The sequence below is a fragment of the Streptomyces natalensis ATCC 27448 genome, from assembly GCF_000935125.1.
Classification (GTDB): Bacteria; Actinomycetota; Actinomycetes; order Streptomycetales; family Streptomycetaceae; genus Streptomyces; species Streptomyces natalensis.
This window is the reverse complement of record NZ_JRKI01000026.1, coordinates 90240-114848: the sequence shown is the minus strand read 5'-3', so window position 1 is coordinate 114848 and position 24609 is coordinate 90240. Positions and strand designations below refer to the sequence as shown.

The 24609-nt window shown below is 71.8% G+C and carries 26 protein-coding genes; 13 read left to right on the top strand and 13 right to left on the bottom strand.

What is annotated here, in order from left to right:
• Positions 1-89: 89 nt before the first annotated feature.
• Together SNA_RS16285 and SNA_RS16280 are read left to right on the top strand one after the other, a co-directional pair.
• A complete protein-coding gene (locus SNA_RS16285) occupies positions 90-890 on the top strand; it encodes an SDR family oxidoreductase (RefSeq protein WP_030071414.1) in 801 nt (266 codons plus the stop codon).
• A 112-nt stretch (positions 891-1002) separates the two neighbouring features.
• On the top strand, positions 1003-2160 hold the full coding sequence (locus tag SNA_RS16280; protein WP_030071413.1) for an acetyl-CoA C-acetyltransferase: 1158 nt from the start codon (positions 1003-1005) through the stop codon (positions 2158-2160).
• A gap of 35 nt (positions 2161-2195) precedes the next feature.
• Here the strand turns inward: SNA_RS16280 and SNA_RS16275 are convergent, their stop codons facing one another.
• Genes SNA_RS16275 through SNA_RS16260 form a run of 4 tightly spaced genes read right to left on the bottom strand, consistent with a single transcriptional unit; the run spans position 2196 to position 5615 of the window.
• Complete coding sequence (locus SNA_RS16275) at positions 2196-3239, bottom strand: NAD(P)H-dependent flavin oxidoreductase (RefSeq protein ID WP_030071412.1); 1044 nt, start codon at positions 3237-3239, stop codon at positions 2196-2198.
• Positions 3240-3244: 5 nt separating this feature from the next.
• The gene (locus SNA_RS16270; protein WP_044365594.1) at positions 3245-3973 is read right to left on the bottom strand and encodes a CoA-transferase subunit beta; all 729 of its coding nucleotides are present in this window, start codon (positions 3971-3973) and stop codon (positions 3245-3247) included.
• Positions 3970-4812, bottom strand: a complete 843-nt coding sequence (locus tag SNA_RS16265) for a CoA transferase subunit A (protein WP_044365592.1) — start codon at positions 4810-4812, stop codon at positions 3970-3972. The genes SNA_RS16270 and SNA_RS16265 overlap by 4 nt, the downstream gene beginning before the upstream one ends.
• Positions 4809-5615, bottom strand: a complete 807-nt coding sequence (locus SNA_RS16260) for an enoyl-CoA hydratase family protein (RefSeq protein WP_030071407.1) — start codon at positions 5613-5615, stop codon at positions 4809-4811. Before SNA_RS16260 ends, SNA_RS16265 begins: the two co-directional genes overlap by 4 nt.
• A gap of 81 nt (positions 5616-5696) precedes the next feature.
• On the opposite strand from SNA_RS16260, the gene SNA_RS16255 reads away from it, so the two are divergent.
• Together SNA_RS16255 and SNA_RS16250 are read left to right on the top strand one after the other, a co-directional pair.
• A complete protein-coding gene (locus SNA_RS16255; RefSeq protein ID WP_044365590.1) occupies positions 5697-6491 on the top strand; it encodes an SDR family oxidoreductase in 795 nt (264 codons plus the stop codon).
• Positions 6488-7399, top strand: coding sequence for an SDR family oxidoreductase (locus SNA_RS16250; RefSeq protein ID WP_044365588.1), 912 nt, complete (start codon positions 6488-6490; stop codon positions 7397-7399). Before SNA_RS16255 ends, SNA_RS16250 begins: the two co-directional genes overlap by 4 nt.
• 62 nt (positions 7400-7461) lie before the next feature.
• Here the strand turns inward: SNA_RS16250 and SNA_RS16245 are convergent, their stop codons facing one another.
• Both SNA_RS16245 and SNA_RS16240 read right to left on the bottom strand, forming a co-directional pair.
• Positions 7462-7680: a ferredoxin gene (locus tag SNA_RS16245; protein ID WP_030071401.1), complete on the bottom strand. Its 219-nt coding sequence runs from the start codon at positions 7678-7680 to the stop codon at positions 7462-7464.
• Between the two features lie 7 nt (positions 7681-7687).
• The gene (locus tag SNA_RS16240) at positions 7688-8878 is read right to left on the bottom strand and encodes a cytochrome P450 (RefSeq protein WP_030071399.1); all 1191 of its coding nucleotides are present in this window, start codon (positions 8876-8878) and stop codon (positions 7688-7690) included.
• A gap of 113 nt (positions 8879-8991) precedes the next feature.
• Between SNA_RS16240 and SNA_RS16235 the strand changes: the two genes are divergently transcribed.
• Positions 8992-9648 (top strand): TetR/AcrR family transcriptional regulator, encoded by a 657-nt coding sequence (locus SNA_RS16235; protein ID WP_078969949.1) that lies wholly within the window; start codon positions 8992-8994, stop codon positions 9646-9648.
• An 11-nt stretch (positions 9649-9659) separates the two neighbouring features.
• Here the strand turns inward: SNA_RS16235 and SNA_RS16230 are convergent, their stop codons facing one another.
• Positions 9660-11834 carry an FUSC family protein gene (locus SNA_RS16230; protein WP_052808929.1) on the bottom strand — a complete coding sequence of 725 codons (2175 nt, stop codon included), beginning with the start codon at positions 11832-11834 and terminating at the stop codon, positions 9660-9662.
• Positions 11835-12089: 255 nt separating this feature from the next.
• Here SNA_RS16230 and SNA_RS16225 point away from each other — a divergent pair, with 255 nt between their 5' ends.
• Entirely contained in the window at positions 12090-13553 is a 1464-nt protein-coding gene (locus SNA_RS16225; RefSeq protein ID WP_044365586.1) for an SDR family oxidoreductase, read from the top strand.
• A 124-nt stretch (positions 13554-13677) separates the two neighbouring features.
• Positions 13678-14043: a hypothetical protein gene (locus tag SNA_RS16220; protein ID WP_044365584.1), complete on the top strand. Its 366-nt coding sequence runs from the start codon at positions 13678-13680 to the stop codon at positions 14041-14043.
• Positions 14044-14112: 69 nt separating this feature from the next.
• Here SNA_RS16220 and SNA_RS45425 read toward each other — a convergent pair whose 3' ends face one another.
• Complete coding sequence (locus SNA_RS45425; protein ID WP_466421286.1) at positions 14113-14190, bottom strand: 50S ribosomal protein bL37; 78 nt, start codon at positions 14188-14190, stop codon at positions 14113-14115.
• Between the two features lie 208 nt (positions 14191-14398).
• Here SNA_RS45425 and SNA_RS16215 point away from each other — a divergent pair, with 208 nt between their 5' ends.
• Positions 14399-14851, top strand: coding sequence for a DUF5954 family protein (locus SNA_RS16215; RefSeq protein WP_044365582.1), 453 nt, complete (start codon positions 14399-14401; stop codon positions 14849-14851).
• Between the two features lie 25 nt (positions 14852-14876).
• Here the strand turns inward: SNA_RS16215 and SNA_RS16210 are convergent, their stop codons facing one another.
• Positions 14877-15515, bottom strand: coding sequence for an SMI1/KNR4 family protein (locus SNA_RS16210; protein WP_044365580.1), 639 nt, complete (start codon positions 15513-15515; stop codon positions 14877-14879).
• Positions 15516-15702: 187 nt separating this feature from the next.
• On the opposite strand from SNA_RS16210, the gene SNA_RS16205 reads away from it, so the two are divergent.
• Positions 15703-16278: an AMIN-like domain-containing (lipo)protein gene (locus SNA_RS16205; protein ID WP_044365578.1), complete on the top strand. Its 576-nt coding sequence runs from the start codon at positions 15703-15705 to the stop codon at positions 16276-16278.
• A 194-nt stretch (positions 16279-16472) separates the two neighbouring features.
• Positions 16473-17204 carry a L,D-transpeptidase family protein gene (locus tag SNA_RS16200; protein WP_044365576.1) on the top strand — a complete coding sequence of 244 codons (732 nt, stop codon included), beginning with the start codon at positions 16473-16475 and terminating at the stop codon, positions 17202-17204.
• Between the two features lie 93 nt (positions 17205-17297).
• On the opposite strand, the gene SNA_RS16195 is transcribed toward SNA_RS16200, so the two are convergent.
• The 3 genes from SNA_RS16195 to gntA form a co-directional block, all read right to left on the bottom strand.
• Positions 17298-17798, bottom strand: coding sequence for a C40 family peptidase (locus tag SNA_RS16195; RefSeq protein WP_030068667.1), 501 nt, complete (start codon positions 17796-17798; stop codon positions 17298-17300).
• Between the two features lie 122 nt (positions 17799-17920).
• The gene (locus SNA_RS16190) at positions 17921-19771 is read right to left on the bottom strand and encodes a TIGR03767 family metallophosphoesterase (protein WP_044365574.1); all 1851 of its coding nucleotides are present in this window, start codon (positions 19769-19771) and stop codon (positions 17921-17923) included.
• Between the two features lie 235 nt (positions 19772-20006).
• Positions 20007-20666 (bottom strand): guanitoxin biosynthesis heme-dependent pre-guanitoxin N-hydroxylase GntA, encoded by a 660-nt coding sequence (gntA, locus tag SNA_RS16185; RefSeq protein WP_030068670.1) that lies wholly within the window; start codon positions 20664-20666, stop codon positions 20007-20009.
• A 321-nt stretch (positions 20667-20987) separates the two neighbouring features.
• Here gntA and SNA_RS16180 point away from each other — a divergent pair, with 321 nt between their 5' ends.
• From SNA_RS16180 to SNA_RS16170, 3 genes are all read left to right on the top strand, one after another.
• Complete coding sequence (locus SNA_RS16180) at positions 20988-21557, top strand: hypothetical protein (RefSeq protein WP_030068671.1); 570 nt, start codon at positions 20988-20990, stop codon at positions 21555-21557.
• Positions 21558-21617: 60 nt separating this feature from the next.
• A complete protein-coding gene (locus tag SNA_RS16175; RefSeq protein WP_241779696.1) occupies positions 21618-22052 on the top strand; it encodes a polysaccharide deacetylase family protein in 435 nt (144 codons plus the stop codon).
• A 235-nt stretch (positions 22053-22287) separates the two neighbouring features.
• Complete coding sequence (locus SNA_RS16170; RefSeq protein ID WP_051877432.1) at positions 22288-22548, top strand: hypothetical protein; 261 nt, start codon at positions 22288-22290, stop codon at positions 22546-22548.
• A gap of 138 nt (positions 22549-22686) precedes the next feature.
• Here SNA_RS16170 and SNA_RS16165 read toward each other — a convergent pair whose 3' ends face one another.
• A complete protein-coding gene (locus tag SNA_RS16165; protein WP_044365572.1) occupies positions 22687-24522 on the bottom strand; it encodes a glycoside hydrolase family 15 protein in 1836 nt (611 codons plus the stop codon).
• Positions 24523-24609 lie beyond the last annotated feature (87 nt).

Here is a 24609-nt window from a genome sequence, read left to right as displayed (position 1 = left end):
CCTAACAAGTGTTTGGTAGATTAACGTACCGTCATGAGCAGCGTCGAGGCCCCGTCCGCCGCCGAGAGCTTCCGCAAGGAGGCCCGCCCATGAACCCCACGACCCCCCAGCCGCCGCCCCGCTACGTCCCCGGTCATGACCTGCTCGCCGGGCGGACCGCCGTGATCACCGCCGCCGCCGGAGCGGGCATCGGCGGCGCCACCGCGCGCCGCTTCCTGGAGGAGGGCGCCCGCATCGTCCTCGGCGACGCCCACGCCCGTCGGCTCAAGGAGAGCACCGAGGCCCTGGCCGGGGAGTTCGGCGCCGGCCGCGTCGCCGGGCTGCCCTGCGATGTCACCGACGAAGAGCAGGTCACCGCGCTGTTCGACCTCGCCGAGGAACGTCACGGCCGGCTCGACATCGTCGTCAACAACGCCGGACTCGGCGGCACCGCCGACCTCGTCGAGATGACCGACGACCAGTGGGGCCGGGTCCTGGACGTCACCCTGAACGGCACCTTCCGCTGCACCCGCGCCGCCCTGCGCCGGATGCAGGCCGCCGGCGAGGGCGGCGTGATCGTCAACAACGCCTCCGTCCTCGGCTGGCGCGCCCAGCGCGGCCAGGCCCACTACGCCGCCGCCAAGGCCGGGGTGATGGCCCTGACCCGCTGCGCCGCCCTGGAGGCCGCCGCCCACGGCGTACGGATCAACGCGGTCGCGCCGAGCCTGGCCCTGCACCCCCATCTGGTGAAGGTCACCACCCCCGAGCTGCTGGCCCAACTCACCGAGAAGGAGGCGTACGGCCGCCACGCCGAGCCCTGGGAGGTCGCCAACGTCATCGTCTTCCTGGCCGGCGACTACGCCTCGTACATGACCGGGGAGACGGTGTCGGTCAGCTCGCAGCACGCCTGAGACCTCGCAGCACGTCGGGTGCTCGGTCCGCCCCTCCCGCGTGCCCGAGACCCGCCCCGTGCACCTTGCGGAACCGGGCGGCCCCTTTGCAGACTCATGACAGGAGACCGTGATGTCCGAGGCGTATATCGTCGGCGCGCTGCGCACCCCCGTGGGCAAGAAGGGCGGCGGCCTGGCCGCCGTGCACCCCGCCGACCTCGGAGCGCACGTCCTCGCGGCCCTGATGGACCGTACGGGTGCCGACCCCGCCGCCGTCGAGGACGTCGTCTTCGGCTGCCTGGACGCCGTCGGACCGCAGGCCGGAGACATCGCCCGCACCTGCTGGCTGGCCGCCGGACTGCCCGAGGAGGTGCCCGGCGTCACCGTCGACCGCCAGTGCGGCTCCTCGCAGCAGGCGATCCACTTCGCCGCCCAGGGCGTGCTCTCCGGCACCCAGGATCTCGTCGTCGCGGGCGGCGTCCAGAACATGTCGCAGGTCCCGATCGCGTACGCCAGCCGGCAGGCCGCCGAGCCGCTGGGGCTGACCGAGGGCCCGTTCGCCGGCTCCGGCGGCTGGCGGGCCCGCTACGGCGAAGCGCCCGTCAACCAGTTCCACGGCGCCGAACTGATCGCCACCACCTGGGGCATCGGCCGACGGGAGATGGAGGAGTTCGCGCTGCGCTCCCATCAGCGGGCCGTCCGCGCCATGGACGAGGGCCGCTTCGCGCGGGAGATCGTCCCCTACGGCGACGTCACCGCCGACGAGGGCCCACGCCGCACCACCTCCCTGGAGAAGATGGCCGCGCTGGCCCCCCTCGTCGAGGGCGGCCGGCTGACCGCGGCGGTCTCCTCCCAGGTCTCCGACGGCGCCGCCGCGATGCTCCTCGCCTCCGAGCGGGCACTCTCCGAACACGGTCTGACCCCGCGCGCCCGCATCCACCACCTCTCCGTACGCGCCGAGGACCCCATCCGGATGCTGTCCGCGCCGATCCCCGCCACGGCCTACGCGCTGAAGAAGGCCGGAATGACGCTGGACGACATCGACCTGGTCGAGATCAACGAGGCTTTTGCGCCGGTGGTGCTGGCGTGGCTGAAGGAGACCGGCGCCGACCCGGAGAAGGTCAATGTCAACGGCGGCGCCATCGCCCTGGGGCACCCGCTCGGCGCGACCGGGGTGCGGCTGATGACGACGCTGCTGCACGAACTGGAGCGCATCGGAGGGCGGTTCGGGCTCCAGACGATGTGCGAGGGCGGCGGCCAGGCCAATGTCACCATCATCGAGCGGCTCTGAACCGCGCGCCTCCGAGACACCGGGCCCGGACCCCCTCAGCGCGGCAGTGCCCCCAGCGCCTCGCGTGCCTCGGCCATGAGGCGCTCCACCAGCTCCGCACACGACGGCAGATCCTCGATCGCCCCGGCGACCTGGCCCGACGCCATCACCCCGAGGTCCGTACGGCCGTCGACCATCGATGCCTTCAGGAGCATCGGCGTGTTGGCTGCCAGCAGCACCTGACTCCAGGTCAGCTCCTTGCCGTGCCGCATCGCCAGGCCGTCCCGCACCATCTGCGCCCAGCTCAGTCCGGACAGCTTCCGGAACGATGCGGCATGCCGCACCGCCGTGAGGAGCGCGGCGGTGCGGCCGGAGCGCTCCAGCGCCTCGACCAGTTCGCTGCGCAGCATCCGGTGCGGCAGCCCGTCCACCTTCCTGGTGACGGTGATGTCCGCGGCCTGCGCCGCCAGATAGCGGGCCTGCACGGCCGGCGGCACGGTGCTGTCCGACGTCAGCAGAAAGCGGGTGCCCATCGCGATACCGGCCGCGCCGTAGGCCAGCGCGGCGACCAGGCCCCGCCCGTCGAAGAAACCGCCCGCGGCGATGACCGGGATGTCCACGGCGTCGACGACCTGGGGGAGCAGCACGGTCGTGGCGACGCTCCCGGTGTGCCCGCCGCCCTCACCGCCCTGGACGATCACCGCGTCCGCGCCCCAGGCCGCGGCCTTCTCCGCGTGCCGACGGGCGCCGACCGAGCAGATGACGACGACGCCCGCGTCCTTGAGCCGGGCGATCAGCTCCCGCGAGGGTGCCAGCGCGAACGACGCGACGCGCACCTTCTCCGCCACGAGGATGCCGACGCGTTCGGCCGCATCGCCCGCATCCGCCCGCAGATTGACCCCGAACGGCCGGTCCGTACGGGAGCGCACCTCGCCGATCGCGGCCCGCAGCTGACCGGTGGTCATGGTCGCCGACGCCAGGATCCCCAGCGCGCCCGCCTGTGCCGCGGCCGAGACCAGCCGGGGCCCGGCCACCCAGCCCATTCCGGTCTGCACGATCGGATGCCGTACCCCGGCGAGCGCGGTCAGCGCGGTGGCGATCCCGGTCACGACGGCACCTCGCCCTCGCGCCGTCCGTCCGGGTCGAGGACCTCGCGGATCAGGCGCAGCTCCGCCGCGCCCGGCTCGCGGGTGCGGGGCACCTCGGCGGGTATGACGAGGGCGAAACCGGTGGCCTGCCGGACCTCCGCCACGGTCACCCCGGGGTGCAGGGAGGCGAGCCGCATCGTGTGGTCGGGGGTCTCGAAGTCGAACACCCCGAGGTCGGTGACCACCCGCGGGATGCGGTGGTAGCGGGTCGCGGACGGCCCCGCCGCGGCCGCGCTGTCGTAGCCGACCCCGCTGACCATGTCGACCTTCGGGACGAACACCCGCCGGGAATGCCGCGGCACCCAGTAACTGACCGGATTGTTGAGGGTGTTGACGGGCGCGCCGCGGACCCCGAGCAGCTGCCGGTCCGGTGTGGCCCAGTCGCCGATACAGGAGATGTTCTGGTTGCCGAAGCGGTCGAGCTGGCTCGCGCCCATCATGACGTGCCGCCTGCCGCCGGTGACCATGGCCAGATGCTGACGGTAGGGCAGCCAGCCCTCCCGCTCACCGTCGGGCCCGACGAGCGTCGCCTCACCGTCGGTCAGCAGCAGGTCGGGCGAGAAGGTCCGCCGGGCCAGCCGGGCCCCGAGGGACGGGATCAGGCCCATCGGGCTGGCGAGCACCTCGCCGTCGTCCCGCCACGCCTCGGCGCAGGCGAGCACGCAGTACTCCGCGCGACTGGTCATCGGCCCTCCTCCTGCCAGGTCCGGACGGCGCTCCGGTAGGACTTCTCGTCGCCGCCGGACAGGAAACGCTCCGCGAACTGCGGCCAGGGGGTGGTCGCATACAGCTTCTGGAACGCCTCGTCGCGGCCGTAGTCGGGCACGCACGAGGTGAAGTGCGCGCCGTTCGGCGTCTCGACGACACCGGTGACCGCATGCCGTTTGACGAGCAGCGTCTGCAACGGCGCGTCCCCGAAACCCGCCACGATCTCCTCGCACGAGACATACGCCGCATCGGCCGCCTCGCAGAACAGATCGTCGAAGTACGGATCGGGGCCCAGGTACTGGCCGTTGCCCAGCCGGTCGGCGCGGTTGACGTGGACCAGGGCCGCATCCATGCGCAGCGCCGGCATCGCGACGAAGGTCTCCCCGTCCTCGTAGGGCGAGGTGACCGTACGCAGATGGGGGTTGACCCGCATGACGTCCGAGCCCAGGCCCGCGCGGACGGGCAGGAACGGCAGCCGGTTGGCGGCGGCGTGCAGCCCCCACATGAACATCGCCTCGTCCACCTCCGTCAGCTCCAGGGCGCCCGCCTGGCGCGCCGCGCGGAAATGCGGCTCCAGCGGGATCGAATCCAGCGTCACGAACGCGGCGACCAGCTTGCGGATCCGGCCGGCGGCCGCGAGCAGACCCACGTCCGGGCCGCCGTACGCGATCACGGTCAGATCGGTGATATCGGACCGCAACAGCGCCCGCACCAGGGCCATCGGCTTGCGCCGCGAGCCCCAGCCACCGATGCCGAGGGTCATCCCGCTGCGGAGCCGGGAGACGACGTCCTCGGGCGTCATCGTCTTGTCGGTCATGGCCGGACCTCCCCTTCTTCCGTTGCCCGGTGCGGCGTGCCGAAGGTGTCGCGGACGCGGTCGGCCACCCCGCTGAGGTTGGCCTCGAAGGTGAAGCCCTGCTCGAAGCGGTAACTGCGGTGGACGTCGACGGGGTCGATGCCGTTGAGGGCGGCCTTGGCCAGACGCAGCAGCGAGCCGTCCTTCGCGGCGATCTCCCGCGCCAACTCCAGTGCTGCATCGAGGAGTTCGGCGCGCGGGACGACCTTCCAGACCGAGCCGTGGGCGTGCAGTTCGGCGGCGGTGGCGGTGCGCGAGGTGTAGTAGAGCGCGCGCATCAGGTGCTGGGGGACCAGCCGGGCCAGATGGGTGGCTGCGCCGAGCGCGCCGCGGTCCAGCTCCGGCAGCCCGAAGACGGCGTCCTCGCTCGCCACGACGGCGTCCGCATTGCCCACCAGGCCGATGCCGCCGCCGAGACAGAAGCCGTGCACCGCCGCGATGACCGGCACCTCACAGGCGTAGACCGCCGCGAACGCCTCCGCACACCCGTAGTTGGCGCCGATCAGCGCGCCGTGGCCGCCCGCGGCGGTGTCGCGCTGCATCTCCTTGATGTCGACGCCCGCATTGAATCCGCGTCCCTCGGCGGTCAGGACGACGCAGCGGACCCCGGGGTCGCGGCCGGCCGCGCGGACGGCGTCGGCGAGGTCGTACCAGCCCTGTACGGGCAGGGCGTTGACCGGCGGGAAATCGACGGTGACCTGGGCGATGCCCCGGTCCGCGCCATGGCCCCGGTCCTGGTCCGGCCGGGAGGTGGAGACACCCATGAGCAGATCAGCTACCTTTCAACCAAGCGCTTGTTAGGTAGCGAAGTTAGCAGCGGACCGCGCGCTGCGGGAGGGGGCCGGATGGCCGTGACGCTCGATCTGACCGGACGCGTGGCGGTGGTCACCGGCGGCACCCGGGGCGTGGGAGCCGGTATCGCCCGCGCCTTCCTCCGGGCCGGCGCGGAGGTGGTGGTCTGCGCCCGGCGCCCGCCCGACACCCCCGTCCTGGCCGCGGGCCGCATCGCGCACTTCCGCCCCCTCGACCTGCGCGACCCCACCGCCGTACGCGAGGTCCTCCCCCGCATTGCCGCCGATCACGGCCGCCTCGACTGCCTGGTCAACAACGCCGGCGGCACCCCCTACCGCCTCCTGGGCGAGGCCGACGCCGAATGCCACGCCCGCGTCATCGACCTCAACCTCACCGCCCCGCTGACCGCCTCCCTCGCCGCCTACGAAGTGATGCGCACCCAATCGCACGGCGGTACCGTCCTGATGATCGGCAGCGTCAGCGGCACCCGCCCCTCTCCCGGCACCGCCGCCTACGGCGCCGCCAAGGCCGGCCTGGACAGCCTCGCCCGCACGATGGCCGTCGAATGGGCCCCCACCGTCCGCGTCAACACCCTCGTCCTGGGCATGGTCCGCACCGAACGCGCCGCCCTGCACTACGGGGACGAGGCGGGCATCGCCGCCGTCGGCGCCACCGTCCCGCTCGGCCGGCTCGCCGAACCCGACGAGATCGGCGACGCCTGCGTCTTCCTCGCCTCCGACCGCGCCGCCTACCTCAGCGGCGCCGCTCTCCTCGTCCACGGCGGCGGGGAACGCCCCGCCTTCCTCGCTGCCGCCACCGTCAACCACCCCAAGGAGCAGGGAAGATGACCGGGATCTGCACCGGACGCGTCGCCGCCGTCACCGGAGCCGGGCGCGGCCTCGGGCGCGCCCATGCGCTCGCCCTGGCCGCCGAGGGCGCCCATGTCGTCGTCAACGACCTCGGCGTGGCAGCCGACGGCGCCGGCTCCTCGGCCGGCCCCGCCCAGCGCGTCGCCGACGAGATCTGCGCCCTCGGCGGCCGGGCCGTCGCCCACACCGGCGACATCACCACCACCGACGGCGCCGCCTCCTTCGTCACCACCGCGCTCGACGCCTTCGGCCGCCTCGACGCCCTCGTCAACAACGCCGGATTCCTGCGCGACCGGATGCTCGTCAACCTCGACGAGGACGACTGGAACGCCGTCCTGCGCGTCCATCTCACCGGGCACTTCCTGCCGCTCAAGCACGCCGCCGCCCACTGGCGCGCAGCGGCCAAGGCGGGCCGTCCGCCTGCGGCCCGGGTCGTCAACACCAGCTCCGGCGCCGGACTGCTCGGCAGCGTCGGCCAGGGCAACTACTCCGCCGCCAAGGCCGGGATCGTGGGCCTGACCCTCGTCGCCGCCGCGGAGCTGGGCCGCTACGGCATCCAGGTCAACGCCCTCGCGCCGGCCGCCCGCACCCGGATGACCGAGCACACCTTCGCCGAGACCATGGCGGCGCCCGCCGCGGGGGACTTCGACGCCATGGCTCCCGAGAACGTCTCCCCGCTCGTCGTCTGGCTCTCCTCCGCCCACTGCGACGGCGTCACCGGCCGCATCTTCGAGGCCGAGGGCGGCCGGATCACCGTCATGGAGGGCTGGCGGCCCGGCCCCACCGCCGACAAGGGCGCCCGGCGCACCCCGGCCGAGGCCGGCGAGACGGCCCGCGCGCTGCTGGCCGCCGCCGAGCGGCCGCAACCGGTGTACGGGGCGGGCTGATGCCGCGCGCCCCACGCCGGGCAGGTCCCCGGCGTGGGGCGCGGTGGCTTCCGACGCGGCGCCTACGGCCGGGGGCCGATGACGTCGCCCCCCTCGTCGTACACCGTGATGGCCAGGGCCGGACAGCAGTCGGCCGCGTCCAACGCCGTCTCGTTCGCCGCGATCTCCTCGCTGACGGGACGCGAGACCCGCTCACCCAGGACGAACAGCTCGGGTGCGATGGTGGCGCACATCCCGGACGCCATGCACCGCTTCGGATCGATTTCCGCTCTCCACGTCATGGCGGCCTCACCACCCCACCGGCAGCACCCGCGGGCCCCGCACCAGCATCTCACTCTTCCACACCACGTCACCGGCCACATGCAGCCCCGGGAAGCGGCCGATCAGCGCGCCGATCGCCTCCTGGAGCTCCAGCCGCGCCAGCGGTGCGCCCAGGCAGTGATGCGCCCCGTGCCCGAATCCGAGGTGCTGATTGCCGTCCCGGGAGATGTCCAGCTTTCCCGGTTCGGAAAAGCGCAGCGCATCGCGGTTGGCGGCGCCCACCGCGACCAGGACGGGGGACCCGGCCCGTACGAGCGTGCCGCCGACCTCGATGTCCTCCTTCGCATACCGGGCCTGGCCCGCGCCACTGCCCAGCGGGACGAACCGCAGCAGCTCCTCGACGGCGCTGCCGATCAGCTCCGGCTGCGCGCGCAGCCGGGCCAGCTCACCCGGATGATCCAGCAGCGCGAGCACGAAGTTGGGTATCTGGGTGGCGGTCGTCTCATGGCCCGCGACGAGGATTCCCACGCACAGATCGACCAGCTCCAGTTCGGAGAGCCGGTCGCCGACATCGCGGGCGTCGATCAGCGCCGTCATCAGATCATCGCGCGGCGTTTGGCGGTGATCCTCGATCAACTGACGCATATAGGCGCGCAGTTCCTCAAGGTTGGTGTCGAACTCCTCCGCGGTGAGCGAGCTCGTCGACAGCGCGGCATCGCTCCACACCCGGAACCGCGGCCGGTCCTCGGCCGGCACGCCGAGCATGCGGCAGATCACCGCCACGGGAAGGGGCAGCGCATAGCGGTCGACCAGATCGGCCGGCGGCCCGGCCGCCTCCAGTTCGTCCAGCAGCTCGCGGGTCAACTCCCGCACCTGCGGCCGCAGTTTCTCTGCCTGACGGACCGTGAAGGCCCGGGCGACCAGGGAGCGCAGCCGGGTGTGATCGGGCGGGTCCATGCCCAGAATGCCGCTGTCGCGGCGTCCCTCGGACTGCCGGGGCTCGTCGTGCGAAGCGCTCTCGGCCCGGCTGAAGCGCGGATCGCCGAGGACGAGCCGGGCGTCGGCGTAACGGGTGACGAGCCAGGCCGGCTCGCCGTAGGCCATCCGTACGCGCACCAGGCCGGGCCGGTTGCGGACGTGCGCGTACTCCTCGGCGAGGTCGAGGCTCTCGGGCGTATTGAAGGGGTAGGAAAGTGGTGCTGTGTCGGCCGTGGTCATGGGGACCTCCCTCATGTAAGCACCTGCTTACACAAGGTAGGACGCGCCCTCCCGGGCGGTCAACGACGTTTTACGGCCGTCCTGGTGACGTGCCGTCGGAAAGGAGCATGGCGATGGGGACGACGAGGCGGACGGCACGGGAGACCGCATGCGGCGACGACGGCGAGGGCGGCGGCGCCGGTGCGGCGGCCGGGCACCGGCGGGACGCGGAGGGCACCCGGCTGCGGCTGCTCGACGCGGCATCGCAGCTCTTCGCCGAACGCGGCTACGAACGCGCCACCGTACGCGATATCGCCGCCCGCGCCGGCGCCAACCAGGCCCTTCTCTTCCGCTACTTCGGCTCGAAGAAAGCCCTGTTCGGAGAGGTGATGGCGCGCGGCGGCCAGGAACAGCTGCGGACCACCCCGCCGCAGGACCTCTTCGAGGTCGCCCTGCGCGGGATGCTCGCCGACGGCTCCGGCGACGGCGCCGCCAAGGACCGTTCGCTGGAGGTCTGTCTGCGATCCATCGGCGGCAGCGACGAAATCGCCGAGGCGCTACGGGGGCTGGGGGAGGAGTACGCGGAGGTGCTGGCGACCCAGTCGAGCGCCGATCACGGCGAGCTGCGGGCCGATCTGGCGCTCTCCTGGCTGCTCGGAATTGGCTTGATGCGGGTGGTTGTCGGAAAAGAACCGCTGGCGAGCGCCGACCCGGACACGATATGCGCGCTGACCGGCGACACCCTGCGCACCCTGCTGGCCGGCGGACCGCAGGAGGGGACGAGCGGCTGAACGGTGGCGGGTCAGGCGATCCGTGGCCCTTGTGGCTCCGCCCGGCGCGCCGTCTCCGCCGTCTCCGCCAACTCCGTACGGATCCGGCGCAGATCGGCGGTGAGCGTGTCCAGCCAGATGACCGCGTCGACGAGCAGGGCGGCAGCGGCGGCGCGGTCCGTGTCCGGGCCCGGCGGCGGAGCCGGAACCACCTCCAACAGTCCACGGATGTCGAGGAGTTGAGAGGTATCGGGCTCGGCCGGTGCGCTGCGGACACCGTCCGGTCGCTCCGTCCGGAGCCGTTCGGCAAGGGCGCGGTACTCCTCCGCCGTCCGCCCCGCCTCCCGCCGCAGCCAGCCGCCGACCGCCCGGTCGCCGATCCGTCCGGGGCGGCCGGGCAGCAGCCGCTCCCCGCGCCGGGCGTGCGCCCCGGCGGCCAGCACCGCGGGCCAGTCCGGCTGCCGGGCGGTCTCCTCGCGCGGCTCGCTCTGATACTGGGCCAGGCTCTCCTCGGCCAGGACGAGGGCGCGGTTGAGGGCGACGATCCCGGCGCCGTCCGCCGGACCCGCGGCCGGCTCCACGACCCGCGCCGCGGTCCGCCCCACGGCATCGGCGACCGCCGTGCACACCCCCGCCATGCTCCGGCGCAGCTCGCTGCCCGCACCCCGCGGCCAGGCCAGCAGCCCGCACGCCAGGCCGATCACACTGCCGGTGAGCACATCGGCGAACCGGGTCGGGGCCAGCTGCCAGGTCACCGGCGCGACCTGCGCGAACAGGGTGGCGACGACGAGGGTGAAGCCGCCCTGCGCCCAGGCCGGGCCGCGCAGCGGACCCAGGGTGAACGCCGCGAGCATCACGACCGGCAGCACCAGCGCGTACACCGTGGTGCGCTCCTCCACCAGCGCCAGCAGCACCCCGGCCGCCGCCGCGCCGATCAGCGTGCCGACGAGCGCCTGGCGGACCACCCAGCGGGTCTCCAGGCTCGTCGTACGGGTGAGCGTCAGCGTCGCCAGCAGCACCCAGAAACCGTGCGAGAGATCCAGCACCCCGGCGACCGCCCGCGCCGCGGCCAGGCCCAGCGCGAAGCGGCAGGCGTTCTGGAAGATCACCGAACGCGGTGTGAAGTGCGCGGACAGCCGCCGCCACCACAGCACCCAGGCCGGCGCCCGCGCATACGCGAAGGCGTGCCCGGCGGGATCCCGGCCGACGCCGCGGTCCCCGAGCAGCAGCCGGGTCGCCAGCACCAGCACCACCGCGGAGTCCGCCGCCTGCACCACCAGCGCCCGGCGGCGCAGAAACACCAGCCGGTCATCGGCGCCCAGCCGCTCCAGCGCGGCCACCGCCCGACGGGTACGCACGGGATCGAGTCCGGCCTGCAACGCCGCCACCGACGGCTCGGCGCCCGGCCGCCGCCCCGCCCGCAGCGCCCGCGCCGCCTCCCGCAGGGCGGCGGCGATGCCGTGCAGCAACGCCACCGTCTCCGCGTGGTACCCGCCCCGGGGCGCGGCCGCGCCGTGCAGCGCCGCCAGCTGCGCCAGCAGCGTACGGACGGTCTCGGCGGCGTGCGCCATGGCCTTGTGGGCGCGGGTGGGGGAGGCGGGCAGATCGGCGGGCGGGACGCGGGAGGGGCGCAGCCGGTCCGCGGCCGTGCGGGCCCGCGCGAGCGCCCCCTCGGGGGCGGGCCCGTCGTGATGGTCGGCCAGCGCCGCGGCCGCCTCGGCGGCATCCGCCAGCAGCGCGGGGAACGGCGGCGTGACCGGCCCTGGCAGGATCAGCACCTGGGCCGCGGCCAGCAGCACCGCCCCCAGCACAAACCCGTAAACCCGCTGGTCCAGCGTGTCCGGTGCATACGGCGGAAAGCACGGCAGGATGTACAGCAGCTGCATCCCCGGCGCCGCCCCGGCGATCCGCGGGCCCGCGCTCCCTGCGTAGGCGACCAGAAAGCCGATCACCAGCATGCCGAGGACGGCCGCCCAGGTACGGACGGCCAGCAGGGTGCCGAGGACGACCAGCGCCGTTCCCGCCGGGAGGGCCCAGAGCGTGGTGGCGGCGCGCTGCCGGCCCGATCCGGGGATCCGGGCGAGCGCACCGAGCGCCACCACCGTGAAGGTGGCGTACAGCGCCATGACCGCCGCGTCGAGGCCGTAACGGCACAGGTAGAAGGCGATACAGGCGGCGGCCGTCACCCGGGCCGCGGTGCCCACCACGGCCCGGCGCCCACCATGGCCCGGTCCGCCACGCTCCACCCCTCCACTATTGGCCGCGGGCCGTTCCCCCGCACCGCGGGAGCCGTGCGGCCGGTCCGAGGCGACGGGCCGGGTTTGGCGGAGTCGCCCGCATCTACGTACAGTTCCGGCGAAGCTCGAACGGACAGTTCACCGGACGGTTCGCGACAGCCACACAGCAAGCGGGGCGGTGCGCAGGGCACCCGGGCCCCTTTGACGGAAAGCGGCGCAGCGGCGATGACGGTGATCGAAGAAGGCCGGGCCGAGGGCGCCGGAATCGACGCGGAGCGGATGGCGGTCTGCCTGAGCGTCCTGGAGGAGCTCGACGCGCTGCCGCTGGAGCACCCCGACGCGATCACCATACGGCGGGCCACCGCCGGCATCTACCGCAAGGTCAAGCAGCGCCGGCGCTCGGAACGCCGGGCCGCCAAGACCGCCAACGACCGCGCCGTCACCGCCGCGACCGCCACCGGGGCGACCGACCGCATCGACGACGAGACCCAGGGCCTGGCCCTGACCAGCTCCGTGACCACGGAGATCGCCGGGATCCTGGAGCGGCCCCGCTGCTGCTACGTCTGCAAGGCCCGCTACGTCGAGGTCGACGCCTTCTACCACCAGCTCTGCCGCGCCTGCGCCGCCGAGAACCGGGCGCGCCGCGACGCCCGTACGGACCTGACCGGGCGGCGCGCCCTGCTCACCGGCGGCCGCGCGAAGATCGGCATGTACATCGCGCTGCGCCTGCTGCGCGACGGCGCGCACACCACGATCACCACCCGCTTCCCCAACGACGCCGTCCGCCGTTTCACGGCGATGCCGGACAGCGCGGAGTGGCTGCACCGGCTGAAGATCGTCGGCATCGATCTGCGCGACCCCGCCCAGGTGATCGCCCTCGCCGACACGGTGAGCGCCGAGGGCCCCCTCGACATCCTGATCAACAACGCCGCCCAGACCGTGCGCCGCTCGCCCGAGGCCTACAGCCGCCTCGTCGACGCCGAATCGGCCCCGCTGCCCGCCGGGGAACTGCCCGCCTCCCTGGTCCTGGGCCACTTCGGCAGCGGCACCCCCGCCGCGCTGCCCGCGTCCCCGGCGTCCGGTGACCGCGGCCCGTCCGCCGAACAGCTCACCGCCCTCGCCCTGACCCCCGGCTCCGCCTCGCCCGCCCGGATCGAGGCCGGCACCGCGATCGACGCCGGCGGTCTCGTCCCCGACCTGCACGCCACCAACAGCTGGATCCAGAAGGTGGACGAGGTCGACCCGGTCGAGCTGCTGGAAGTCCAGCTGTGCAACATGACCGCACCCTTCCTCCTCGTCGGCAAGCTCCGCCCGGCCATGGCGGCATCCCCGGCCCGCCGCAAGTACGTGGTCAACGTCTCGGCGATGGAAGGCCAGTTCAGCCGCGGCTACAAGGGCGCCGGCCATCCGCACACCAACATGGCCAAGGCCGCCCTGAACATGCTCACCCGCACCAGCGCCCGCGAAATGCTGGAGACCGACGGCATCTTGATGACCGCCGTCGACACCGGCTGGATCACCGACGAACGTCCGCACCCGGAGAAGATGCGGCTGGCCGAGGAAGGTTTCCACGCCCCCCTCGACCTGGTAGACGGCGCCGCCCGCGTCTACGACCCGATCGTCCGCGGCGAACAGGGCGAGGACCTCTACGGCTGCTTCCTGAAGGATTACGCGCCTGCGGCGTGGTGAGTGAGCGGGGAGCGGGGCCCGACGGGACTTTGGGGACGCATCCGCGACGGAGCCCGGTCCGGATGAACGCCGGCGCCGCCCGCTGCGTATTACTCCTCACCACTCATCGTCCGAGGAGGGGCACATGACCGACCCCGCAATCCCCGCAATCCCCCCGCTCATCGCCCTGCCCGATGGGGAGGCCGAACTCCGGGTGACGCTCCGGCTGCAATGGGAGGACGTCGCCGCACTCGGCCAGGAGGCCGGACGGCTCGCCGCCCGGTGGAAGCGGGCGGTGAGCCTGGACGAGGCCGCCAGCCACCGGCTGCGCGGCCGCCCGACCACGGCGCCGGCCCCGGCCCCGGCCGCCCCCGCACCGCAGGAGCGGGCGAAACCGCAGCCCGCGGTCGCGTCGTCGTCCGTATCGCCGCTGCCCGCGCGCTCGTCGGGGGAACACGCCCGCCAGGCGATCGAGAAAATCTCCGGAGGCGCCGGCCACGCCTCGGCCTGACCGATTGCGGTGATCCGCCGGGCTCCCCGCGTGCGGCCGGTCCGCCGCGCGAGGAGCCCGGCGCGGCGGTCAGGACTGGGGCCGCTTGCCGTGGTTGGCCTTGTGGTTACGGCGCGACTTTTTCTTGCGGCGTCGCTTCGAGGACATACCGTCTCCTTCCTGATGCGGCGGAGCATCGCGATGCTGCGGCCGCTTCGATGGGCACTTTCGATGTGGCGCTGGCGATGTGGCGATTTCGCCTTGTTTCCACCCTTTCACGCCGACGCCGGGGGAACAGCCTCCCGCACGTCACCTGATCGGACGATTCGTCGGCAAGTACCCGGGGACTATGTCACCCCCTCGCCATCCTTGATCCATGACGAACAGCAGCAGAAACACCTGCGCCGCCCGCAGCGGCGGGGCCCGGGCGGGCGCCCGGACGCTCGCTGCGCCGAATCCCGTCGAGCGGACCGCGCCGTCCGTGTACACCGCCTATGCCGCCATGGTCCTCGAAGACCGCGGCTGGCGTCAGATGTTCCCGGCACTGCCCACCGAGAAGGGTGCACGCCACGGCCTCGCCGAGATCTTCCGTGGCCAGGCGGTGTGGAATCCGGCGTGGGGCGACCGCTATCTGGAGGTGGCCGACGAGATCCAGAGCGAGGCCGCCGACCAGGTCATCCTCGGTGGCGGCGTCTACCGCATCGTCCGCATCGAGCAGACCGTCGTCATGACGGAGTACGGCCCCGAGTCCCCGAAGCCGACGGACCAGGAGTTCCCGGCGGAGTTCGACGACCGCAGGTCGGCCGCCGGCGGACGGGGCGCCGGCTGACGGCGGGCGGGCGGGGCGTCGTACGTCAGGGGCGGCGCGGCGCGTCGGACTCCAGCCAGGAGAGGTACCACTCGCGGAAGTACGGCCCCGGCGTCATAGCGGGCCAGACCTGGTCGGCGAACCAGATGCGCCCCACGTCCTGGCCGGTGACCACGATCCGGACGAATTCCCCGCAGCCCATCTCGGCGATGGCCAGCGACCCCGTCACCAGCGCCGCCTGCTCGTAGCGCTCCCTGGGGCCGGGGCGCCAGGCCGCGGTGAGCGGGAAGGGCGTCGTCAGGACTCCGGGCTGCCGGTCCTGCGCCTTTTCGTCGTCCGCGGCCCACCCGTCGTCGTCCTCGTCCTCGTCCGGTGGCCCGTAACAAAGCCCCTCCAGCGGAAACAGGCCGTAGCCCGGCCCCGCGCCGCTCTCGCCCACCTGGGTCAGGAAGTCGCGGTAGTCGCGGGGGAGCGGGATGCCGTACCGCGCCTCGAAGGCGTCGACGTCGGCGGCGGCGCGCGGCGGGCTGAGCCGGTAGCGGTGCCTTTCGGCGCCGAACCGTTCGCACCGAGGATCCTGACGCGCCATCTCCGCCAACCTGGCCCGCATCGCGTCGGCATCCCAGCCACCGGCTCCATCCCGTCCCCGGGCGGCGGCAGTTGTCCCCTGGCTCTGGCTGCTCATCGGCTCCTCATCCCTTGAGAAGCACGTTACCGGTCGCGGTCGGCGCCTCGAACGCCGGGCCGACACCCGCGTAATCCCGACGACTTCGCCACCGCGCCGGCCGAAACCCCCTCCGTACGCAACGTCTTCGCACCGGCGTACGTCCTCCTGCATGCATCTGCACGCACGACATTTGTGGAGGTACATCTTGCGACGGTGGGGAACAGCGGCCGCGGCGCTCGCACTGACGGCAGCCGGTCTGGCCGCCACGGCAGGGACGGCCGACGCCGCCTCCGGCCCGACGGGCCGGGCGTCCTCGGCCGCGGCCTGCTCGACCGCCTGGGGCAGCGGGACGAAATCGGCCACGGGCGCGAGCGCCGCGCCGCTGAAGAACATCAGGACCGGCCGCAGCGCCTGCTACGACCGCATGGTCTTCGACCTCGGCGGCGCGAGCGGCAAGGCCGGCTACCACGTCGGTTATGTGGACCAGTTCCAGCAGGACGGCTCCGGTGAGGTGATACCGGTCAAGGGCGGCGCCATCCTGGAGGTCTTCGTCTCCGCGTCCAGCTACGACCCGCAGACGGGCAAGCAGACCTACGCCGGAAAGGCCGGCAAGCCGCTTCCCGGTGTGCACCTCGCCGGATACGAGACGTTCCGGGACGCCGAGTTCGGGGCGAGCTTCGAGGGACAGACCCAGGTCGGCCTGGGCACCCGGGCCAAGCTGCCGTTCCGGGTCTTCCAGTCCGGAAACCGGCTCGTCGTGGACGTCGCGCACCACCGCTGAACCGCGGGGTGCACGGAGCGTTGAGGAGTCCGGCCGCGCGATGGGCGCGGTCGGACGGCCCCCCGCGGCTGGTCCCCCGGCTGTGTTGGTCCGCCCCCGGCGCGCGACGGCCGCATGGCCGTAATACGACCTAGCAGATATATACGATGTCCCGCCCTTGCAACCGGTGCCCGGGGTGCCGGGTCATACCGGGTATGAGACGACTACTGAACCTGCGCATACGCCGGTCCCGCGCCGGACGCCGAGCGGGTGCGGCGCTCGCGCTGACCGCGCTGACGGTCCCCCTGACGGTGGCCGTCGCCTCGCCCGCCTCGGCGGCCTCCGAGTCGGCGTGTCACGGGCTGCGCGGCCCCTACCAGAAGCAGGCGGAACGGTTCCTCGGGCTGCGGGTCGACGGCCAACAGTCGGAGTCCGACTGCCGCGCCATCCGCGCCTTCCAGACCGACCACGGCATCTCCCCGAACTACGGCTACGCCGGCCCCGTCACCTGGGGTGTGATGCAGGTGGTCGCCCGCCAGCAGGCCGCCGGGCGCCAACCGAACAGGGCGCACAAGTGCCCCACGACCCGAGGACGCATCGCCTGCGTCGATCTCGACCGGCAGATCAGCTGGGTCCAGGACGGATCGAAGCTGGTCTTCGGCCCCGTACCGGTGCGCACCGGCCGCAACGGTTTCGAAACCCGTACCGGCTCCTCGAAGATCTACTGGCGCCATCTGCACCATGTGTCGACGCTGTACCACGTGGCCATGCCCTACAGCCAGTTCTTCGACGGCGGCCAGGCGTTCCACTCCATCAGCGGCAGTGTCTGGTCGGCCCCGGGGTCGCACGGCTGCGTCAATATGCGCCCCGTGGACGCCAAGAAGTACTGGTCCCTGCTCGGCTACGGCGACGACGTCTATGTCTACGGCCGCAAGCCCGGCACGTGAATTCGGCGCAGCGGCAGGTTGCTCGGGCCCGGCGCCCCGGTGACCGCGGCCGGGCACGTCCGGCGTCCGCCGTGGCGTGCCCGGCCCCGCCGGTCAGGCCAGCAGGTCGTACAGCGCCATGGGCGTGACATAGCCGGGCCAGCGCCCGTCGGTGAAGAGATGCACCCCGGCGTCCAGATAGCACTGGTCGACGAGCTGGGAGCAGATCATGTGCCCCGTGCTCGCGATGTAGCGGTGCAGCCCCGGAACGGGGAGGCGGAAGCGGTGCGCGGCGATCGCGGCATAGTCGAGGAAGCTGTAGGGCACCCCGACGTACCGTTCCGACGCCGCACAGATGGCGGTGCGCTGCGGTGCGGTGAGCCCCTCGGGGCAGACGTAGAGCACGGGGGCGCCGTCATAGGCGCTCAGGCTGCCGATACGGGCACCGCCCGGCTCGGCCTCCAGCAGCCGTCCGTCGGGCAGCACGAGAAAGGCGTGTTCGTAGTCGGCGAAGCCTTCTTTGTTGAGCCATTGTCCGAAGCGGATCAATTGGCCGGTGACGCCGGATATCTGAGTGAGTCCGATATCGCCGGGCTGGGGATGGGTGTGCTTCATGAGCAGCTCCCAGGGGCACAAAAGGCGGGTTACTCAAGGTGATACCCCGAATGCACCCCGTGCTCACCGCCGTCCGGTGCTCAACCGCCCCCGCCTCCCGGCCACTTCGAGCGCCCGGCCTCTCACCCCCTCCGCACCACCAACTCCGTGTTCCGGTCCACCGCCCGGCCCGCCATCGCCTCATGGACGCCACCGCCCATCTGCGCCGCCAGCCCGGGGGCGTTGTAGGACACCTCGCGGTAGAGCGACGCCAGACCCACGGCCGACAGGTCGTCGAAGTCGGTGCGGTGCGGGGCGGCGGATTCGATGAGGGTGGTGAACAGGGACAGTGTCCCGTCGTGGTTGTCGACCAGTTCGAAGACCCGGGCGTGCTGCGGATAGTCCACATGGGAGGCGGTGTTGACCTCCCAGAACGAGCGGGCGGCCGTAGGATGGGGGTGCGGCGTGATGCGGTTGATGTGACTGTGGCCGTTGATCCATGCGACGACGTTCGGGAACCGGTTCAGCAGCGCGATGACCTCCTCCCCGTCGTGCCGCTTCTCCTCCGTCCGTGCCGCATCCGGGCGTCGCGTCATGCTGGGGCTGTGGTGGTGGCTGAAGACGAGGATGTGCGCATCGTCGGCCGCCGCATTGCGCACCGGCCGCCCGTCCGCGTCGTAGTAGTGAGCGCTGTGTGCCGCCAACGTCCGTTCCAGCCAGGCGAGTTGCTCGTCGCCCACGGAACCCTCGTAGTGCCCGCTGCGGTAGGTGGTGTCGATGCTGATGCCGAGGACCCCGTCCGCCGCGCGGAAGGAGTAGTACATCCGCTCACCGTCCAGCTGGTTCTCGCTGTACCCGTGCCCGGCCGGTCCCGCGCCGGCGAAGGCCGGGTCCAGATGCGCCCGCACATACTCGTGCGGGGTGAGCATGCGCCGGCGCTCGTCCGGCGTCACAGCACGGGCTCCGGCGGCGTGACGGAGCAGAATCTCCCTGAGCACGGTGCTCTTGGGATCCCCGCCCGTGTCCAGGACGCGGGCGAGCGCGGCCACCTCCGCATCCGGTACGGAGTACAGCTTGCGCGCCCCGGTGACGTACTCGCGCAGGACCGGATCGTACGGGGAGAGGCAGCCGCCGGGCAGATCGTCGTGGTTGCCGGGCGTCGAGTACCACGGCATGCGCAGACCGGGGCTGACCACCGGGCGCAGCGCCGCCTCCAGATAGCCGGGTATCCGCGGCAGACCGCGCCGCTTGTCCTGGTCGGAGAGGCCGGAGTCGGGGTGCCAGTACAGCGGCAGACCGGAGTTCTGCACGCCCTCGTAGGCGCGGGGATCGCCGGAGTTGGGGGTGATCCGGCCGCCGCTCATCAGGGTGAGGAACCACTCCAGCTCCAGCGCGGAGTGGTTGTCGACGTTGTCCCCGGTGGACATGACGAACGCCGGCCGCCGTCCCGTGTACGGTCCGTCGCCGAGCGCATTGATCTGCTCCACCAGCGCGACCGAACCGGCCACCGACAGCGCCTCCTGTGCCCGCCACGACCCCGGCGAGCCGGCGCGCAGGAACTCCGTACGCAACGGGCTCTGCACATCGGCCACATGCAGATCGGTGACCTGCACGAAGCAGGCGAGCGCGGTGCGCCGGTCGGCGCGGCCGGACCGCGCGGCGGCGAGCTCGTCCCGGACGGCCAGCGGCCATCCGGGACCGGAGACCAGGCGCCGGTAGCCGCTGCCGGGCGCCAGGCGTGCCGTGGTCTCCAGGGTCGTGGCCCCGAAGGGGGCCGCTCGCCCGGAGGATGGGCGGGCCGGGGACGAACCGGGGGCGCCCTGCGCGGGCGGGGTGTCGGCGGCCGCGCTGCTGCGGCGCTGCCCCGGCAGGGCCAGGGCGGCCCCGGCCCCGGCGACGGCGGCGGAGGAAGTGATGAGGAATCGACGGCGGTTGGTGGCTGAGGTCGAGGTTGGGGTGGCGGTGGTTGCGGCGCTGGTTTCGCTGCCGGCCATGTGGCCCTCCGTGCCCTGGCCGGCGTGCCGGCCACGGCGGTGTCACCAAGCGGAACATCTCCTTCCGACAGGGTGTGCGGTGGGCATGACCGGAAATTGAACGCGATCGAAAGAGCGCACGCCGCGTGCCTGTCGGTACGTCGGTGCCGTGGTGCGCGGTGCGTCGGTCCCGTGGTCCTCGGTGCGCGGCGGCCTTCCGGCAGGCCGCCCGCGCCGGTGATCGTTCGCCTTGGGCTCAGACCCGGGCCGAGAACGGGCAGACCCAGTCCTCGGGCTTCCGCCGGCCCGAGTAGCGCCGGGCCTCGGAGAGCTTCTCGTACTCCACGAGATTGGGGTTGATATTGCCTTGCAGCTCGATGTCCTGCTTGCGGATCTTCTCCTGGAGCCGGTCCCACAGTCCGGCGGCCTTTATTCGGTCGAACTGCGCATGCGAATTGAACGCCAGCATCGGGAAGGGCGGACGGCGCCCGATACGGCTGTGCGTCTCGTGCAGTCCGATCACGAAGAACGGGTGCCCCGCGACGCTGTAGGCGAAGGCGCCGGACGAGGCGTCGTGGTCGTAGCCCTCGGCCCACCCGTGGGCGATGCTGTCATGATCGTGCAGGGCCTGAAGCTGCCGCCACAACATGTCCTCGAACTCGATCTCCGACAGCTGGAGCGGTCCCGAGAACGTGGCCACGAAACTGGTGAAGGGCTTGGCGTCCCAGTCCACCGCTTTCACGTACCGCTCTAGGTCGGCCGCCATCTGCCGCGCCGTGTCGTCGTCCCCGAACCACGTGTAATGGTGATGAGTGATCCCACCCTGCCGCCACGCCGAGCGGCCTGCCAGACAGGGGAACGAGTCGCCGAGAAAGAACTGCCCGACTTCAGTGGCGGCGGAGGCGTCAACCGTCATGTTCGAGACCTTCTGGTAGTCGGTAGGGGGACACGACCCACGGGGGGACCCCGGCAGTCAAGATCGGACATGGCCGTTTCGTCAAGCCAAGGACGGATGTACTGCGGCGTCGCCCCACCGGGGCGGCCGGCGGGGCCAAGATCCCCGCTCACGTGGTGTAGTCCGTGATGATCCGTACGTATACGGCAGACGGATCGTGATGAATAAATATGCGTGAACTGCGTGAATGTCCCTTCACTGTGCGAACCGTCCAGCGGGTTTGTGTGTGGTGTGTGTGACCGACGGGCAGTGAGGGGTCAGGGGTCACGGAACGGGGGGAACGTGGACTGGGCAACGCTCGTGGCGACGGTGAGTGGTGGTCTTGTGGCCATCTCCGGCACGGTTCTGGCCGACCATCTACGCCATCGCCATGACAGCGACCGCGGCGTGGAGACGCGGCGGCGTGCGGTGTACATCGAATTCATCACGGCCGCCGGGGCCTGCCATACGCGGCTGCGCCAGATAGCCCAAGCCCCGCAGGCCGAAGTCGATCTCGACGCGGCCACCCGCGCCGCGCTGAACGATGCCGAGCTCTACGAAGTGCGCGAACGGCTCTTCATCGATGCGACCACCGCCGTCGCCGGCGCCGGACAGGCGATGTTCGAACGTCTCGGCGCCCTACGGCGTGCCGTCGCGGCGGGCGCCGCACAGAACTCCCGCGCCTTCCACGACGCCTATCACCCCTACCTCGCCGCCGTCTGGGCCTATCGCGTGGCGGTGCGCAAGGAGTTGGAGGGGCTGCCCCTGTCGCCCGGGGATTTCGGGTGGGAGGAATGGGACAGCAGGGACCGATGCGCGCTGTGCGCAGGGACGGGCGCGGGGGCTGGGGCAGGGACGGGAGCCGGGGGCTGATCGGCCGTCGTCGCGCACATGACCGGCCTCACATCGCCCCGCCTTGACCCTCACATATATGTGAAGCTTCCCACCGAGACCTTCGAGACCCCGGCCCTGCTCGCCGAACTCGGCCTGAGCTACGTACTGGACTGGACCAACGACGACCAGCCGTACCCGCTCAATGTGCCCGGCATGCTGAGCGTGCCGTACTCCGTCGAACTCAACGACATCGGCCTGTTCGTCAGCAAGGGCCTCACCGGACCGGACTTCGTGCAGATCGTCAAGGACCAGCTGGACCAGCTCCACGAGGATGCGGCGGACGGCGGCCGGGTGATGTCGCCGGCCCTGCACCCGTTCGTCGTCGGCCAGGCGTTCCGGCGCAAGTACCTGGACCAGGCGCTCGAATACGTGGTGAACCACCCCGGGGTCTGGGCGACGACCAGCGACGAGATCGCCGCCCACTATGCGCGGGCAAGGGCGGCGGCGGGGGAGCGGACGAACTCTTCCTCCTGACTCCTCCTGACTCCTCCTGGTTCCTCTTGACTCCTCCTGAACTGGGAGGAAACTGGTTACTACACCAGACAACCGGAGAGCCGCACCGTCGGCAGAGACGTCTGTCGGCAGGAGACCCTTGGCGTGGCTCTGGCTAGGCCCCCGGAAGTCCTGCGATGTCGGAGACTCGGCGACGACTGAGGTAGATGGCGTCGATGAGGACTACCGGGGACTGTTGTGTGTGCAGGAGCAGCCCATGAACCCCCAGCAGGCCCGCGACCTCGTCCGTAGCGTCTTCGGTGACCGGGTCCACGCCGAGGTGACCGGCTTCCCCGGCGGCAACCTGTCCCTCGCCATCGCCGGCAGCCGGCACTCCGCCACCATCGACGGGCACCCCGACACCGGCTGGGCGTACACCGTCGACCCCGCCGAGGACGACGGATTCACCGGCCATGACCAGGCGGCCGAGACCCTCGAGGAAGCCCTGCGCGACATTCACGGGAAGCTGGCCGACTGACCCGGGCGCAGCCGGTGGGCCGCACCCCTTTCGTGACGCATTCGTCGCTCTCCGTGTGTGCGAGGTCCGTGTACGCGAGGTCCGTGTACGCGAAGTCCGTGTACGCGAGGTCCGCGAGGGGCGCACGATCCCCGCCGCTCACCCCAGTGTCCGGTCGAGATTGAATGCGGCGCTGATGAGCGCAAGATGGGTGAACGCCTGCGGAAAATTGCCTATCTGCTCGCCGGTGCGGCCGATTTCCTCCGCGTACAGGCCGAGGTGGTTGGCGTAGGTGAGCATTTTCTCGAAGGCGAGACGGGCCTCGTCGACACGGCCGGCGCGGGAGAGGGCCTCGACGTACCAGAACGAGCAGATGGAGAAGGTGCCCTCATCGCCGCGCAGGCCGTCCGGGCTGCTGCGCGGGTCGTAGCGGTAGACCAGGGAATCCGACACCAGCCCCTCGCCCAGGACGTCCAAGGTGGAGAGCCATTTCGGATCGGTGGGGGAGATGAACTTCGCCAGCGGCATCATCAGCACCGCCGCGTCCAGCACATCGTCGCCCTCGTGCTGGACGAAGGCCCGCCGCTCGGCGGACCAGCCGCGCTGCATGATCCGCCGGTAGATCGCATCGCGCGTCCCCGACCAGCGGACCAGGTCCGCCGGCAGGCCGCGGTGCGTGGCGATCCGGATCGCCCGTTCGATCGCCACCCAGCACATCAGCTGCGAATAGAGGAAGTTCTGGATCTTTCCCCGGGTCTCCCATATGCCTTCGTCCGGCTGGTCCCAGTTGGCGCAGACCCAGTCCACCAGCCGTCCGACGGTGTCCCAGTGCTCGCTGGAGAGCGGCTCTCCCCATTTGTCGTAGAGATAGAGGGAGTCGATCAGGGCGCCGTAGATATCGAGCTGGAGCTGTTTGACGGCATTGTTGCCGATCCGTACGGGCGCCGATCCCCAATGGCCTTCCAGATGCGGGAGTTCTTCTTCCGGGAGATCGCTGCGGCCGTCGATGCCGTACATGATCTGCAACGGGCCGCCGGGGGTCTCGTCCAGGGAGATGTTCTCGGAAAGGAAATGGACAAAGGCTTTGGCCTCGTCGGTGAAGCCGAGCCGCAGGAGCGCGTAGAGACAGAAGGCGGCGTCGCGTACCCATACATAGCGGTAGTCCCAGTTGCGTTCGCCGCCGATCTGTTCGGGGAGGCTGGTCGTGGGGGCGGCCACGATGGCGCCGGTCGGCGCGTAGGTCAGGAGTTTGAGGGTGAGCGCGGAGCGGTGCACCATCTCCCGCCAGCGTCCCCGGTAGCGCGACTGGGACAGCCAGCCGCGCCAGTAGCGCACCGTGGCACCGAACAGCTGCTCCGCCTCCGTCACCGCACAGTCCCGTGGCTCGATACCGTCGCCGATCCGGTCGAGGGCGAACACCGCGGACTCGCCCTCGGCCAGGGTGAACGAGGACCGCGCGTCCGGGCCGTCGATCTCGACCGGCATGTTCGACGTCAGTGCGAGGGACAGGGCGCGGGAGGTGAAGACGGTCTGGCACTGCCGGGTGCCCACGGTGTGCGGCTGCCGGCCGTAGTCGAAACGGGGCGCCACCCGGACGCTGAACGGCAGCGAGCCGCGCACGCACAGCACCCGCCGGATCAGCCGGTGCCGGTCCGCCTCGCGCGAGTCGTCGACGATCGGCATGAAGTCCTGGACCTCGCCCACGCCGCCGTCGGCGAAGAACCGGGTGATCAGGATGTTGGTGTCGGGGAAGTAGAACTGCTTGGTGCGGGCCGGTACGTCCGGCGCCAGCTCGAAGGCACCACCGCGGTCGGCGTCGAGGATCGCCGCGAAGACGCTGGGCGCATCGAACCGTGTGCAGCAGTACCAGTCGATGGTGCCGTTCGTCCCGACCAGCGCGGCGGTGCGCATATCGCCGATCAGACCGTGCTCGGCGATGGGGGTGTAACGGGGCGCGTCCGCCTTGCTGGGGCGGAGGCTCTCGCAGACGGTCATCCGACCTCCCCGGCGGCACCAGGGGCAGCAGTGCTCGGCCGAGCACTGGGTTCAGGTTACCTCCGGGGTGTGGGGGCGGCGAGGGAC

Excerpts from the sequence above, each read along its gene's own strand:
- SNA_RS16285 (WP_030071414.1), top strand. The coding sequence starts at position 90 with ATGAACCCCACGACCCCCCAGCCGCCGCCCCGCTACGTCCCCGGTCAT.
- SNA_RS16280 (WP_030071413.1), top strand. The coding sequence starts at position 1,003 with ATGTCCGAGGCGTATATCGTCGGCGCGCTGCGCACCCCCGTGGGCAAG.
- SNA_RS16270 (WP_044365594.1), bottom strand. The coding sequence starts at position 3,973 with ATGACCAGTCGCGCGGAGTACTGCGTGCTCGCCTGCGCCGAGGCGTGG.
- SNA_RS16265 (WP_044365592.1), bottom strand. The coding sequence starts at position 4,812 with ATGACCGACAAGACGATGACGCCCGAGGACGTCGTCTCCCGGCTCCGC.
- SNA_RS16260 (WP_030071407.1), bottom strand. The coding sequence starts at position 5,615 with ATGGGTGTCTCCACCTCCCGGCCGGACCAGGACCGGGGCCATGGCGCG.
- SNA_RS16255 (WP_044365590.1), top strand. The coding sequence starts at position 5,697 with ATGGCCGTGACGCTCGATCTGACCGGACGCGTGGCGGTGGTCACCGGC.
- SNA_RS16250 (WP_044365588.1), top strand. The coding sequence starts at position 6,488 with ATGACCGGGATCTGCACCGGACGCGTCGCCGCCGTCACCGGAGCCGGG.
- SNA_RS16245 (WP_030071401.1), bottom strand. The coding sequence starts at position 7,680 with ATGACGTGGAGAGCGGAAATCGATCCGAAGCGGTGCATGGCGTCCGGG.
- SNA_RS16240 (WP_030071399.1), bottom strand. The coding sequence starts at position 8,878 with ATGACCACGGCCGACACAGCACCACTTTCCTACCCCTTCAATACGCCC.
- SNA_RS16235 (WP_078969949.1), top strand. The coding sequence starts at position 8,992 with ATGGGGACGACGAGGCGGACGGCACGGGAGACCGCATGCGGCGACGAC.
- SNA_RS16225 (WP_044365586.1), top strand. The coding sequence starts at position 12,090 with ATGACGGTGATCGAAGAAGGCCGGGCCGAGGGCGCCGGAATCGACGCG.
- SNA_RS16220 (WP_044365584.1), top strand. The coding sequence starts at position 13,678 with ATGACCGACCCCGCAATCCCCGCAATCCCCCCGCTCATCGCCCTGCCC.
- SNA_RS45425 (WP_466421286.1), bottom strand. The coding sequence starts at position 14,190 with ATGTCCTCGAAGCGACGCCGCAAGAAAAAGTCGCGCCGTAACCACAAG.
- SNA_RS16215 (WP_044365582.1), top strand. The coding sequence starts at position 14,399 with ATGACGAACAGCAGCAGAAACACCTGCGCCGCCCGCAGCGGCGGGGCC.
- SNA_RS16210 (WP_044365580.1), bottom strand. The coding sequence starts at position 15,515 with ATGAGCAGCCAGAGCCAGGGGACAACTGCCGCCGCCCGGGGACGGGAT.
- SNA_RS16200 (WP_044365576.1), top strand. The coding sequence starts at position 16,473 with ATGAGACGACTACTGAACCTGCGCATACGCCGGTCCCGCGCCGGACGC.
- SNA_RS16195 (WP_030068667.1), bottom strand. The coding sequence starts at position 17,798 with ATGAAGCACACCCATCCCCAGCCCGGCGATATCGGACTCACTCAGATA.
- SNA_RS16190 (WP_044365574.1), bottom strand. The coding sequence starts at position 19,771 with ATGGCCGGCAGCGAAACCAGCGCCGCAACCACCGCCACCCCAACCTCG.
- gntA (WP_030068670.1), bottom strand. The coding sequence starts at position 20,666 with ATGACGGTTGACGCCTCCGCCGCCACTGAAGTCGGGCAGTTCTTTCTC.
- SNA_RS16170 (WP_051877432.1), top strand. The coding sequence starts at position 22,288 with ATGAACCCCCAGCAGGCCCGCGACCTCGTCCGTAGCGTCTTCGGTGAC.
- SNA_RS16165 (WP_044365572.1), bottom strand. The coding sequence starts at position 24,522 with ATGACCGTCTGCGAGAGCCTCCGCCCCAGCAAGGCGGACGCGCCCCGT.